General features: G+C 45.4%; 13 protein-coding genes. 2 read left to right on the top strand and 11 right to left on the bottom strand.

The genetic code is table 11. The features are described from left to right. Positions 1-49 precede the first annotated feature (49 nt). On the bottom strand, positions 50-730 hold the full coding sequence (locus LRL21_RS20870; protein ID WP_240417723.1) for a response regulator transcription factor: 681 nt from the start codon (positions 728-730) through the stop codon (positions 50-52). 275 nt (positions 731-1,005) lie between these two features. Between LRL21_RS20870 and LRL21_RS20865 the strand changes: the two genes are divergently transcribed. Next, a complete protein-coding gene (locus LRL21_RS20865; RefSeq protein ID WP_240417722.1) occupies positions 1,006-1,497 on the top strand; it encodes a C40 family peptidase in 492 nt (163 codons plus the stop codon). A gap of 72 nt (positions 1,498-1,569) precedes the next feature. Here LRL21_RS20865 and LRL21_RS20860 read toward each other — a convergent pair whose 3' ends face one another. Further along, the gene (locus tag LRL21_RS20860; RefSeq protein WP_240417721.1) at positions 1,570-2,232 is read right to left on the bottom strand and encodes a phosphatase PAP2 family protein; all 663 of its coding nucleotides are present in this window, start codon (positions 2,230-2,232) and stop codon (positions 1,570-1,572) included. A 44-nt stretch (positions 2,233-2,276) separates the two neighbouring features. Next, positions 2,277-2,867, bottom strand: a complete 591-nt coding sequence (locus LRL21_RS20855; RefSeq protein ID WP_240417720.1) for an undecaprenyl-diphosphatase — start codon at positions 2,865-2,867, stop codon at positions 2,277-2,279. Between the two features lie 193 nt (positions 2,868-3,060). On the opposite strand from LRL21_RS20855, the gene LRL21_RS20850 reads away from it, so the two are divergent. Further along, positions 3,061-4,233, top strand: a complete 1,173-nt coding sequence (locus tag LRL21_RS20850; protein WP_240417719.1) for a glycosyltransferase — start codon at positions 3,061-3,063, stop codon at positions 4,231-4,233. 31 nt (positions 4,234-4,264) lie between these two features. Here LRL21_RS20850 and LRL21_RS20845 read toward each other — a convergent pair whose 3' ends face one another. From LRL21_RS20845 to LRL21_RS20810, 8 genes are all read right to left on the bottom strand, one after another. Continuing rightward, positions 4,265-5,680, bottom strand: a complete 1,416-nt coding sequence (locus tag LRL21_RS20845; RefSeq protein ID WP_240417718.1) for an SGNH/GDSL hydrolase family protein — start codon at positions 5,678-5,680, stop codon at positions 4,265-4,267. Positions 5,681-5,892: 212 nt separating this feature from the next. Beyond that, positions 5,893-7,524: an MDR family MFS transporter gene (locus LRL21_RS20840; protein ID WP_420832469.1), complete on the bottom strand. Its 1,632-nt coding sequence runs from the start codon at positions 7,522-7,524 to the stop codon at positions 5,893-5,895. A gap of 99 nt (positions 7,525-7,623) precedes the next feature. Continuing rightward, positions 7,624-8,052 (bottom strand): cell wall hydrolase, encoded by a 429-nt coding sequence (locus tag LRL21_RS20835; RefSeq protein ID WP_240417717.1) that lies wholly within the window; start codon positions 8,050-8,052, stop codon positions 7,624-7,626. Between the two features lie 40 nt (positions 8,053-8,092). Further along, complete coding sequence (locus tag LRL21_RS20830) at positions 8,093-9,541, bottom strand: neutral/alkaline non-lysosomal ceramidase N-terminal domain-containing protein (RefSeq protein ID WP_240417716.1); 1,449 nt, start codon at positions 9,539-9,541, stop codon at positions 8,093-8,095. A 28-nt stretch (positions 9,542-9,569) separates the two neighbouring features. Further along, on the bottom strand, positions 9,570-10,814 hold the full coding sequence (locus tag LRL21_RS20825; RefSeq protein WP_240417715.1) for an AGE family epimerase/isomerase: 1,245 nt from the start codon (positions 10,812-10,814) through the stop codon (positions 9,570-9,572). A gap of 28 nt (positions 10,815-10,842) precedes the next feature. Further along, positions 10,843-11,670, bottom strand: a complete 828-nt coding sequence (locus LRL21_RS20820; protein WP_240417714.1) for a carbohydrate ABC transporter permease — start codon at positions 11,668-11,670, stop codon at positions 10,843-10,845. Further along, positions 11,667-12,578, bottom strand: a complete 912-nt coding sequence (locus tag LRL21_RS20815; protein WP_240417713.1) for a carbohydrate ABC transporter permease — start codon at positions 12,576-12,578, stop codon at positions 11,667-11,669. Before LRL21_RS20815 ends, LRL21_RS20820 begins: the two co-directional genes overlap by 4 nt. A 60-nt stretch (positions 12,579-12,638) precedes the next feature. Then, positions 12,639-13,394: a glucosamine-6-phosphate deaminase gene (locus tag LRL21_RS20810; RefSeq protein ID WP_240417712.1), complete on the bottom strand. Its 756-nt coding sequence runs from the start codon at positions 13,392-13,394 to the stop codon at positions 12,639-12,641. Positions 13,395-13,404 lie beyond the last annotated feature (10 nt).

Here is a 13,404-nt window from a genome sequence, read left to right as displayed (position 1 = left end):
AGTTTCCACTTAATAGGCAGCCGGTTTAATTTAGCAATTATCAGCGTCATCATCGCATCACATACCCAATGCCCCGAATGGTTTGAATGCAACTTTCTTGATCGGGATTATCAATTTTGTTTCTTATATATCTGATGTATACATCCACTACATTCGTCTCCACTCTAGAATCATATCCCCATACTCTATCGAGCAGCATGTCTCGGGTCATGACCAAATTGGAATTTTTAAGCAGCATAACCAGAAGATCGAATTCCCGTTTGGTCAATTCAATGGGATGCTCTTTTTTGGTAACGGTACGTGCGTCCAGATCAACACGGATATCACGATATAACAGGATGGAGTGCTGTTGTCCTTCCGATTGATCCGACCTGCGTATAAGAGCTCGAATTCGCGCCAATAACTCCTCGATTGCAAACGGCTTCGCAATATAATCATCTGCACCACTATCTAATCCGGCAACCCGGTCCACAACACTGTCCTTGGCAGTCAGCATCATAATCGGCGTATGTTTGACGGCTCTTACTTGTCTGCATAGTTCAATTCCGTTCAAGCCAGGAAGCATCAAGTCCAGCAAAATCACATCCCATACTTCTCCAAGTGCCAGCTCTAATCCGGTTCTGCCATCATAAGCCACCTTAACCATAAAACTTTCATGCTGCAGTTCAAGTTCGATAAAGCGAGACAAATTCTTTTCATCTTCTATCAATAGTATTCTTTTGCGATCCATGATCACCATAGGCAGGTTGCCTTCTTCCGGTTAAATGTTTTGTCAAAATGAGCTTTCCTTGTGAAAATATGAGAACTAACTATGCCATAATCCTACCAGTTCGTAAAGATAGTTTATATTAAAATTTTCTCATTGCTTTTTAATAAAGTGAATTAAAACCATACTGAGTCGGCCTCTAAGTCTCTGTTAGTAAATAAAGGTATTTTGCGCTGTGCTATAGTGGGCACAGGTGATCACCTAACTAACTAACAACATGACCCAGAGGAGGAAGCAATATGTTCGTACATCACCGTTTTGGAAAACTGACAGCAAGTGTTGCACTCAGTCTTACTGTGCTCGTAGGGGCAGGCAGCTTTATGGGAAACGGTTCCGCACAGGCAGCGTCCTCCACAACAGTAAATTACAGTAAAGCCAGTCAAATTATAGCTACAGGAAAACGATTAATGGGAGTTCCTTATAAATATGGCGCGCCAACGGGTACAACGAGGGTATTTGATTGCTCTTCCTTTACACAATATGTATTTAAACAATATGGTATCCAGCTTCCACGCTCATCCAGGCAGCAATCTGCCGTTGGCAGCTATGTCTCCCGGAATCAGCTGCAGCCGGGTGATCTCGTGTTCTTCTACTCGCCCATTCATCATGTAGCTATCTATATAGGGAATGGTAAGCTCTTACACACGTATGGAGGTCCCGGTGTTACCATTTCTGACCTCAATTCCGGCTGGTGGAGCTCTCATTACAAGACGGCACGACGCGTTTTGTAAGATTTAACCTCTTAATATAGGGTCCTGCATGCAGCTCAATCTCTTCGGAGGTGGGCTGCATTTGGGTATGGATCAGTACTGAGTTTGAGCTTTTTGGGCAGCTGTGCCATACCCATACTTATGAAAAAACCAACTGGCAGCCGTAAGCCAGGTGCCGCTGGCCATGTATCCGCCCAGTACATCGCTTGGATAATGCACACCTAAATAAATGCGGCTGATGCCGATCATTACAATCATCAGGATGCTGAATAGGATCAAAATACTGCGATTAAATGCACCCGATACATGTCTCCATAAAAGAAAAGCAATGACACCATACAATGTAAACGCCGCCATCGAATGTCCACTTGGGAAGCTGTAACCGGCTGCATCAATAATACGATGAATCGTCGGCCGCGCCCGATGAAAAATGATTTTCAAAACCTCATTTAATAAGGTTGAGCCAATAATGACACCGATAAAAAAGTATAGCTCCCTTCGATGCCCCAGCACAAAATATAAAAATACCGCAACAAGAGGAACCAAAATGGCTATGACCAAACCTGAACCTATGGTGGTGAAACCCTTCATTATAAGCGTTAACCCTGGTGATTCCAGCGCTTGAACCCACCCAATAATGGTTTGGTCAAAAGCATCCAATCGACGATCATGGATCAATAAAGCAATCAGGCCAAAGCATACTGCAAAACAAATACTTAAAATAAAAGCACGCGCAAGCTGCTGCTTAATATTCATATGTACCCCCTATTGCTGATCTTAAGCTAGTGGTTTTGAAGCGTTTAGGATTTGACTCTGATTTTATGCTCCCATTTTTCATAATAATCGATCCCGTTTCCCAACCATTTGTAAGCATACGACGATCGCAAGAACAGTTGATGAACACATATGGAAGTAAGAACTCCAATGAATGCACCGGCGATCACATCAAGCGGATAATGAACACCATTCCATACACGTGAAAAAGCGATTAGACCTGCGATCAATAGCCACAAATAACCTTCTTTTTTTCGGAACAGGAATATTGAGGTTGCGATCACAAAAGCCCCAATTGCGTGATCACTCGGGAAAGAACCGTTCGCAGCATGATTGATCATTTGCATAACATGATGTGTAATGAATGGCCGATCCCTGTAATAAAATGCTCCTATGATAACGCTTATCCCCATCGCGATAGTTGCGGCAAATAGCGACTCAAACACCATTTTCCTGCTTTGACGCATCCTGGAGAACCAATACACAATGACACCCACATAAAATAAATACTCCGCATCCTCCGACAACAACCTCATCAGCGGATTCCAGTACATATACTTCCCAGACCAGCCATTAATCATTTGAAAAATTTGATAATCCCACTGAGTAACATTCATAACAGCCCTCTCCTTTTTATACGAATAATGAACAGTGAATGAGGGCTACTATAAATGATGAAGATGAAAAAACGATGAGAAAACTATAAATTCGGCTAGCCTTTAACCAAAGCTACCCGGTAAGCATACGATATCGCAAGTATTTAAGGGTTGCGAAATTATAGGAGATTATTTTCCAAAAGGAAGGTTAACCATGAAAAATTATCAAGTCATATGGAACGGTCCTGTACTGAAAGCAACAGGAATCGGTACCGCCAGTCGGGAGTATGCCCTTGCTTTGTATCGACAAGGTGTAGATGTAAAATTGGCAACAAACCGTAGCAAACCTCTCCTATATACGAAGGGCAAACATGGAACCCTTAAGGCTTTGGCTACAAAGCCGATAGCACGTAAAAAAACGAAGATTCTAATTTATCATGGGCTACCGCACACGCTGAACACGAAACAAGCTCGTAAACAGTATCGTTATATCGTGCTCAATACCGTCTGGGAGACAACTCGAATCCCTCGTAATTGGCATCCGAACATAAATCGATTTGATGCGGTCTTTGTACCTTCTACCCAGAATAAGACTGCGATGAGAACAAGCGGTGTAAAGGTTCCCGTATTTATCGTGCCCCATGGCGTGAATACCCAAACTTTTAAGCCTGGCAACAGAAAGCTGCCCCTGTCTGTAAAGAAAGGGACCTTCGTATTTGTTTCCGTGTTTACATTCCAGCATCGTAAAAATCCGGAGACCTTACTAAGAGCCTATTGGGAAGAATTCTCTCCCAAGGACCGGGTTGCTCTAGTGATCAAAACTAATGGAGTTGGTTCGCAGGCCTCGGGTCGATCCATTCAAAGACGCATTCAGGCCTTCAAGAAAAAATGCAAATGCGGCCGAACAGCACCCGTACATCTCATTACCAGCCATACAAGTCCACAAAAGCTGAAAGCTCTGTATGCCTCAGGTCATGCATTTGTACTTCCTACACGTGGGGAAGGTGTCGGTCTGCCGTTCCTTGAGGCATTATCCAGCGGAGTACCCGTGATTGCTACACGCTGGGGTGGACAAATGGACTTTCTGAACAACAGAAATTCGTTGCTGATTAACTATAAGCTGCAGCCACCGGCACGAAGTATGAAAAAATCGATATCGCCAAGCTTTGGCTATTTGTTCGCTCAGCGTGGGCAGCTATGGGCAGAACCCAGCCTGAGGCATTTAAAGAAACAAATGAGATATGCATATCAGCATCCCGCCATTTGCCGCCAGAAAGGACAGCAAGGTCGAAAGGACATGCGCAAGCATTCCTGGAATCGATCAGGGATCGCCATGAAACATGCCTTGATGAAGGTGATCGGCAAAAAATCGAGGCAGCCTCTTTAAACTAATGGGAGAGGCTCCTCCTGATTGACTTTTAGGTTGATTTATTAGTGGCATTGGGATAATACAGCCAAGCATCGCCTGTCCAGCTTGTATGTATATGATACCAATCCCCTTTTTTTTCAAAAGCTCGCACGATTTGGGGTGACAGTGCGCCGAGGCTTCTAGCTGCCAATGTTGTCGGTAATTCGGACAAGGCCGTAGTCACAGTGAGGTGAATCATTTGGTCTACAGACCTAAGCTTATTATCTTCTGAGCCGGCAAGTTTACCATAATGGTTATCCAGGGGAGAAGTCGTTGCATTGGCCGGAATCCACAAATCCCCATACCAGGTCTTAATTTTGTACATATAATTACCTACATCAAGCACCTCCACGGTTTGCGGATTAATCGAGTAACCGTTACTTGTATCCGTATAGGCATCATTGTACAATAAGGTTCGATTCGTCACCGTCACGGTTGCTTGTTTGTTGGGTTGATGGATATTATTGATCCATTCGCTATAACGAGCGATCGGTCGGACCGCATGAACCCATTTAAGTCCGAGCCAGGTTTGGATTTGATACCACGTCCACCCGGCATTCTCTTCGTCAATCTTTTCCTTCAGTACGGTTAAATTTTGCGGTTCCAGATAGGAAACAGGCTCACGGTTAAATGGCTGCCAATCATCATAAAAGGGAGTCGTTTGTCTTAACTCAATAGTAAATGTTTTCGGGTCATACGCCATGTAATGCCATTCCCCTGCAGCCATTCCACCCGTAATTCTGTCAACAATTGCATCAGCAATCGCTTGATAGCCAGCATCATTAGGATGCAGGATATCGAACATGAGCAGGTGCTGCGGCACAGCTTTTCTGCCAAAAATCATACTGGGGATATCCAGAACATCGACACGATCGTTGTACCCTTTAAAGCTGTTATAAATCTCCCATAATTGATCAGAGTAGAGCTGAGCGTTTTCTATCGGCGATACCAATATCGCATCGGCAGGATTTTTAGATAACAAGGTATTTGGTGTCCGAAGCAAAATGCTGCCTTTGGTTTCGGCTAATAGCCGATCTATAGCTGTTTTGAGATCCGCTTTAATTTGCGTAGGACTGGTGGCTCCGGTAGTGGAGCTTCGGCGTATGTCATTAATCCCATAAGAAATGATATATAAATCGGCGTTATCTATGATCACCTTACTTAGCGAATTATCGTTGGCCGCTTTGTCATTCACGAAGTTATGCAATGTATTACCGTTGGTGCCGCGATTAAGAATCGTTGTCCCATGCAGCGCGCCACCTGTTACCGCATATTGCTCGGCAATACGCTTGTACATCGCCGGGGCGGTTTCCGTGGTGCTATCGCCAACAAAATCTATAACTTTGCCCGATTTGGAGCTGCTATAAAATTGTTTTATGCTCGTATTCGTATCAGCGGCTGCCACGGATTGTATAGGGATGGTCAAGATAGCAGAAAATATAATGCAAAATGTTGTCAGTTTAAGGGACTTCTTGTTCAAACGAATCAGTTCCTTTCTTACTTAGAAAAATTCATTGCCTATACATATTAACCAAAAAGCACGTGCAAGAAAAGCAATGCCAGAGCAATATGGAAAAAAAACGCGCTATGCTCGGAATTTGTAACCATTTTGTGAAAATTACTCCTAATGAGCAGCTCCTAGTGAAGAGCAGGCTCTTTTTTGCCTTTACTTGTCCGTACCTCTTCCTCTTCAGGCTGCTCTTTTTTCACTTCATTGGATGTCCGTAATGGAATTTCCTTCAGGAACAGAACCAGAATGAAAGCCAGGACCAACAAGGCAGTACCGAACAGAAATACAACGGTCAACGAGTCACTGAGTACGGATCGCAGCATAGCTATCATTTGTGTAAACAGAGGCTGCACATCAGCCGGTAATGTATTGTGCAGCTCCTTGAGCTTGGGTTGATCCAGCAGCATCTGTGGATTCAGGAAACCGGATAGCTGCGAAGCTACTGCAGGATCCAGCTTGGTTAAATCAACTCCTTGGCCCGATGTCATCGCAGCCTTCAATTTACTCGTTAATGTGGTGTTCATGACCGTACCCATCACCGCAATACCAATGGTTCCACCCAAATTTCGGAACAATGTAGCTGTCGCTGTCGCCACACCGAGATCTGCTGGGGAAACAGCGTTCTGCACGGTCAAGGTAAACACCGGCATCGATATGCCTAACCCTATACCGAATATGAGCATACTGAACACCGCCATTGTAATGCTGTTCATGAATGCCATCATCACCATACCCGCAACCAGGAAAGGCATACCTATGATCGCATATCGCTTATATTTGCCGGATTTGGATATCCATCGCCCAGATAAGGTGCTAAGCACGATCATACTTATAGACATGGGCATATTGACAAAACCGGAATTTGTCGGCGATACCCCTTTAACTCCCTGCACGAAAAAAGGTAAGTAAATCATGGCACCCATCATACCTGCATTCATAAGGAAACCTATGCTATTGGAAATCGTCACGATGGAGTTTTTGAACAGCCCGAGCGGCATGACCGGACTTTTGGCTTTTCGTTCAATCAATAGCAAAATGACCAAACAAATGACGGCCGCTGAAAGAAGACCGAGGATTTGCGGGGAACTCCAGGCATATTTGGAACCTGCCCACGAAAATCCGAGCAGCAAGGCAACTATCGTCAAAGACAAAAATATCGAACCCATGTAATCGATTGATTCGGTTGCAACTCGGGCCGTTTTGGGAAACATGAACCAAATCATCACGAAAGCTACCAAGCCGAGCGGGAGAAAAATCCAGAATACCCACTTCCAAGCCATATGATCGATCATAAAGCCGCCGAGTGTAGGACCCAGTACACTGGAAAAGCCAAAAATCGCCATCATGACACCTGTCCATTTGGCTCGTTCTCGGGGAGCGAACAAATCACCTACAGCCGTTACTGTTGCTGACATCAGTATACCGCCACCAATACCCTGAATCCCCCGATAAGTAATCAGATGAAAAATCGTTGATGCTGTACCGGAAAGAAAAGCGCCGATAATGAAAAACACGATACCCGTTAACAAAAACGGCTTACGCCCATAAATATCCGACAGCTTGCCGACAAGCACAGTAGCAATTGTAGAGGTGAGCATGTAAATCGTAATAACCCAGGTATAATACTCTATCCCCCCCAGAATCGCTATAATCCGCGGCATCGCAGTACCTACAATGGTTTGATTAATAGCTGCAAAAAACATCGCCGCCATTAAAGCAATCATAATTGTCACTTTCTTACTTGACGTTAATTCCTCCACCAGCTTCACCTCACAACTTTTTCAAGTATCTTTCCCCCTCTGAAGTTAAATTAAACGATAAAAAATGAAGACAAAAAAAGGAGCCTCTCGGCCCCATTATCAAAACGTATTATAAATATTATCGCAGGTTTCAGAGGTTGGCTGATAAAAACAATGCGCTTTGTACCTGGCTACCAAAGGCTGGTTGTACCATTCATCCGGACAATCGCCCTCAGGTCTGAAGTACCACAGACTGAACTCGGCTGGCCACAGCCTTTCACCGTCTACAGATCTTTTCGCTAATCTCACATCTCTTTTTCTTGCTTTTTGATAAAAATAACCATGTTGTGTAGCTTCAAATGCATGCGGCTGATAAATCATTTGCGGAATCGTCCGAAGACCCTTAAAGTCGGAGCAGTTAGCTCGAATTCGGTTAATCCCTACATTTCCAACCATCAGCATGCCTTGTTCTCCTTCTCCCTCTGCTTCAGCCCTAAGCAGCCTTGCCAATAAGTTAATGTCTTGATCTCGGGCTTTTACAACTGCCATAGCATCACCCCACTATTTATGTATTGTGAGCTGCTTTTTATTAATGAACAACCAATTTGATTATACTGCTGTGTATAATAGCCTCCGATTCAAATGCAAGCGGTGCAGGTAAACCGAAATAATAAATATAATCAACGGCCTCATAACCGCCCTCGGATAATTGAGCAGCTGTGGGTACGTACCCGATCATTCCATTAGTGTAGCCTACGGGAAGCACCGTATCTCCGAAGGAGGCTTTGATGAAGCGGCTATACGCCCCAACCAGCTCCGCATTGCTTGTCAGTAATACAAGCCCTTCAGCCAATTGTAAATACGCAAGCTCCAGCTCTACATAACGTTGCTGATAGCGCTGATCCATTAACAGCAGTTGACTCCACTTTTCCACGATTTTTGCATCTGGCATTAACTGTTTGATGGGATTAGCATCGGCTGTGGAACGGTTCGCATCCTCATTTCCCCCATCAACTGACGGATTAGAAAAAGCTTGTTGATGAACTGCCGCCAATTCAGCTGCAGACACCCCTGCCCAATTCAGCAGATCATCCAGAACAGGTGGAGCTTGTAAGGGGAGCTGCACCTTGATCGACCTCGAAGCCAATATCCCTGCTTCCAGTCTCTTCATCGGCTGCTGCACAATAGCGAGCACCTCGTCTGCCAATGCTCTCCCTATCCTGCATACTTCCTCGTCACCACCCCGATAAAATTCACCGTCCCGCACAAGCGCAGGGCGGACATCAGCGCAGAAGCCTTGCAAATACGCCGATATGGCTCCGCTGCCCAGCTTTTCTTCAATCAGCTCCATCGCAACTCCTGGAAATTCGGATGAAATCACATTTTCTCCAGTTGTCGTTGGATGACATGCATAATGTACCAGAATCCCCTTGGTCCTTCCCCCCGAAGCAGACAAACGAATAACGTTCACATCCGGATCAACAGGTCCCTCAAAGTTAGGAGCCATGCGGATCGTTCCATCTACCATTTTACGGCGGTGAACGGATAAGTCGCACCGTCCTATCCCCCGTTCGACCGTCACCGTCTCCAATTCCAGCACTGCTTGATCCACACCATCCAGAATACCATCCTCCAGATAGCGGATATATTCGATATCCGGCTTGCCGAGGGAAGGGGTATACATCACACTGGCTTGTGGTCCCGAATGATTATGTGTGGCGTGGAACATGATTTGTGATTCCAGTAATCCAAAGCGTTCCCGAAGCTTGACCCTGATTCCTTCCATTCGCTCTGATCCCCACCAAAGCAGATCGGCCGATACGATCAGCGCCTTTCCCGTCTGCCCCTGCTGGAAATACAATATTCTGGCGTTCAAAGGCTTGATGACGGATTCATAATTACCTTGCCTATGTGCAAATCCAGCCAGAGCCAGCGGCTTCTGCGGAGTGATATCCACTTTGGCGCAGCCAAGCATCAGTTCTTCGTTATGCTTCTCTTGACCCGCTATATCACAGCTTCCCTCTTTTCTGTTAGACAATGATGTCTCCTCCCCATACAGCATGCAATTATTGCTCAGCAAGCAGTTCAATCGTTAGCAATACATTCCGTAAAATATGATAAGGGTCTTTGACCGGCAAAGCTACCGTTTTCTGAACCGGTTGACCGCTCCGATCTCGGATTTGGATCCACTCGCCAATCCCGGCATCTGGGTGGGGGAAGGTTCGGAATACATAATCATGCATCTGTTCATATTTGGCGTAAAAATGCGGCTCTCCGGTCTGCTTGTATGCGAGCAGCAGCGCATACAACGCCTCCGAATGCGGCCACCATATTTTCATATCCCAGGTATCACCTACTAATTGCTCGTATCTGCCGCCGGTCCTGCGTCCACGCACTTCGCCGCCTTCTCGGTCAACGTAGCGCAGCAGCCCTCCATACTCGGGGTCCCAGCCCAATTCAAAAGCCTGTTCAATAACGGCAGCTGCTTGATCCACCCGCTGTTGATTACCAATCTTTAACGCTTCATTCATAACAAACCACATCGATTCCAAGGAATGCCCTGGTGTCACGTGCCGGGTGAGCAGTGTGTCTGTCTCCCCCACATCCATTGGGAGCATTTCTCGAATGATTCCGCTGCCTGTATAGAAACGATCCATGATCGTGTTCATATAAGATTCAGCCTCATCCCGAACCGCTTGTGCTTCTGGGTGAGAGAACGAATCAAGTGCATCTGCAAGCTCCTGGGCGACGTTCAACATGATCATCGGGACAGAGTGCGCCTCATACCCAACAGGCACCGGATAAGGCTCGCTTCTCACATTCCCTTGTGCAAGCCGCTCTACAATACGGCGATACAATTGTAATGCATCCTGCAGCACCTCGGCATCTCTGGAACCGTGAGCGAATTTGGCAAACCCAAGCACGACAAAACAATCTGCATAAAAGCTGATGTCATATCCTAACCCAGGAATTGCTTCCTTCTTCCCGCCATCTTCCGTCAATACATAGGCACAGTTGCCATTATCAAGAAAAACGTGATTCTTTAGAAAGTCAACGTTTTTACGAGCATTACGCATGCAAAATTCAGCGTCACCAGTGAGCAGCTTGTTATCAATCATCGATGCCGTCTGAGCCAGGATCCAAATAAAGCGACCCTGAGACCATGTATACTTATCGGTGCTCACCAATTCTGTTCCTTCATTATTAAAGCATGTGTAGACACCGCCTCGCTCAAGGTCGATCGCCTTCAGCCAAAAGGGCAATAGAACCTGCTCGGCATGCTCTTGATAAAACGATAATAAATGTTTCATGATTCACCCCCGTGAATAGGTTTGGCCTTTATTTCCCGCCAGTCATACTTATGCTTTGAATAATGTGTCGACGGAGGAAAATGAATACGATTAAAATAGGAATCACCGAAATGAGCGAGCCCGCTGACATCACTGTCATGTCAATTGAGAAGGACGATTGGAACATAGCCAAACCCAATTCCATTGTGAATAGCGACTTGTCGCCAACGACGAGCAGCGGCCATACGAACGCATTCCAAGCTTCGATAAAAGCAAAAATTCCTAAAGCACTCATCGGTGCGACCAGCAAAGGCATCACTATTTGAAAAAAAGTGCGCCATTCATTCGCTCCGTCCACCTTCGCAGATTCCAGAATTTCATCGGGAATTTGCTGGATGACATTTTGTCGCATGAAGAAGATACCGAAGCTCATTACCAGATAGGGCAATACCAACCCGCTAAATTTATTAAGCATATCCAATTTCTGGATTTGCATATAGAGAGGAATCATGTAAATTTCAAAAGGAATGATTGCAGTGGCCAAAAAAATTGAAAAGATAAAGGTCAAACCAAAATACTTGAACTTCGCAAATATAAATCCGGCTATAACGGATGTGAACACAATTGCAACTGCGGAAAAGACGGCCATTCGCAAGCTGTTATAGAAGTACAGATGGAAGGGAGCCATATCGAATACCGCGGCAAAATTATCGAAATTAAACTGGTGCGGTATGAAAGACGGTGGCCATATGGTCAATTCTGGAGGTGTTTTGAACGCTGTAGATATCATCCAAAGGAAAGGAATAACCATAATGAGCGCTCCCAGAGTGAGAAATAGCATCATCAAGGCAGTCATGATCTGATTTCTGCGTTTCATCGTTTTGCCCCCTTCCGTGAAGTTGTATTATCCTTGGCGAGCCATAGCTGAGCCAATGTCAGGACAAGCACAATCAGGAACAGCACAACCGCTTCCGCTGAAGCATAACCCATTTTATAGTAGCGGAATGCATTTTCGATCATGTCATAGACCAGCACACGAACGACATAACCAGGTGAACCTTGAATGTCAGAAGCCAGGATGTAAATTTGGCTGAACACGTTATAACCGTGGATTAAAGTAATAATCGATACAAACACCGTAATCGGCTTCAGGAGCGGGAGTGTGATATAACGGAACCCCTTTACTCCTGTCGCCCCATCAAGGGCAGCCGCTTCGTAATATTCCTTGGAAATGCCGGTCATCCCGACAAGGAAAATGATCATGTTATACCCTATTGTTTTCCACACGGTCATCATAATGACAGAAACTACAGCCAGAACGGGATCAAACAGCCACGCCTGTGGGGGCACACCGAAGAAGGAAAGAAAGTAATTGAACAAGCCGTGCTGGGAATCCAGCATCCATTTCCAGGTAACCGCCACCGGAACCATCGGCGTGATCACAGGCAGGAAATAAAGCGCTTCATACCATGCTTTGAAGCGAACCCCTTTATGTAGCATACTCGCAATAATCAGCGAGCCCGGAACCGCGAATATGAGGATACCGAAAGCAATGATCGTCGTATTTTTAAGAGCCATCAGAAACGGTTCACTTTGGATTAAGGTTACAAAATTATCCAAACCAACGAATGGCTTATTCGCGGAAATAAGGTCCCATTCAAATAAACTGATGTACATGGTTTTCACAATCGGGATAAATCGTAGATAGGCATACAAGGCGATGATCGGCGCCAGCCCAATGATACAAAACCAGTGGCTGGAATTGAGTCGAAATTTCTTTTTCACGTGTGGTTGCATTCCTGCCATCCCCTTTCCCTTTCCTTTCCGGTGAAACCTCAAGCAGGCTTACAATAATGAAGCGCTCTCCTCGTCCAGATAAATACGGCAGGATGCAGCCTTACGCAGCGCTGTTGCGGGGTAGCGTATGTCAACCGGTCCATACAACGTTTCCTGAACGGCCTTGCTTTTGCGTTCACCGGGAACTGTGCAAAAGATCGAGGATGCAGATAGAATCGTCGGTATGGTCAGCGTAATTGCTTCAACCGGTACATTGTCCAGAGCGTCAAAGCAGCCATCGTTGACCTGCTGCACCCTGCTGGTTTCGTCCAGCATTACGGATTTGACTCTTAACGGATCATTGAAATCAGCAACATGAGGATCGTTAAATGCGATATGCCCGTTTTCGCCGATTCCTATGCAGGCGATATCTATGGAATGGGAGGACAGCAATTCTGAATATCTTATGCATTCGTCTTTTGGATCATTTAAACCATTAATGGCATTAAATTGTTTGGGCTTGCGGGAATTGAACAGCTTTTCCTTTAGAAACAAAGAGAAGCTTTGTGGCGCATCGGCGGGTAAACCCACATATTCATCCAGATGAAAGCAGACTACCCGCTCCCACGGGATGCTTTCGTCCTCGTGAAGAGCGTCAAGGAACTCATTTTGCGATGGCGCAGAGGCGAACACGACAGCAATACTCGATTTCTGTTCCAGCAGCTCTTTCATTTTTGCTGCAACATCCGATGCTACTGCTTTACCCATATCTAAACGTGATGTATAACGCAGTACAGTTAGTTGATTCATGGTCGTTGCTTCCATTCCTACACTT

Origin of the sequence: Paenibacillus periandrae (assembly GCF_022458865.1) — a bacterium.
GTDB classification, from domain to species: domain Bacteria; phylum Bacillota; class Bacilli; order Paenibacillales; family NBRC-103111; genus Paenibacillus_S; species Paenibacillus_S periandrae.
The sequence above is the reverse complement of the archived record's forward strand: the minus strand, read 5'-3'. Positions and strand labels throughout refer to the sequence as shown.

What these genes read in the sequence shown, in the direction of transcription:
- LRL21_RS20820 (WP_240417714.1), bottom strand. Translation starts at nt 11,670, where the DNA reads ATGAAACGCAGAAATCAGATCATGACTGCCTTGATGATGCTATTTCTC.
- LRL21_RS20860 (WP_240417721.1), bottom strand. Translation starts at nt 2,232, where the DNA reads ATGAATATTAAGCAGCAGCTTGCGCGTGCTTTTATTTTAAGTATTTGT.
- LRL21_RS20825 (WP_240417715.1), bottom strand. Translation starts at nt 10,814, where the DNA reads ATGAAACATTTATTATCGTTTTATCAAGAGCATGCCGAGCAGGTTCTA.
- LRL21_RS20810 (WP_240417712.1), bottom strand. Translation starts at nt 13,394, where the DNA reads ATGGAAGCAACGACCATGAATCAACTAACTGTACTGCGTTATACATCA.
- LRL21_RS20850 (WP_240417719.1), top strand. Translation starts at nt 3,061, where the DNA reads ATGAAAAATTATCAAGTCATATGGAACGGTCCTGTACTGAAAGCAACA.
- LRL21_RS20855 (WP_240417720.1), bottom strand. Translation starts at nt 2,867, where the DNA reads ATGAATGTTACTCAGTGGGATTATCAAATTTTTCAAATGATTAATGGC.
- LRL21_RS20865 (WP_240417722.1), top strand. Translation starts at nt 1,006, where the DNA reads ATGTTCGTACATCACCGTTTTGGAAAACTGACAGCAAGTGTTGCACTC.
- LRL21_RS20835 (WP_240417717.1), bottom strand. Translation starts at nt 8,052, where the DNA reads ATGGCAGTTGTAAAAGCCCGAGATCAAGACATTAACTTATTGGCAAGG.
- LRL21_RS20870 (WP_240417723.1), bottom strand. Translation starts at nt 730, where the DNA reads ATGGATCGCAAAAGAATACTATTGATAGAAGATGAAAAGAATTTGTCT.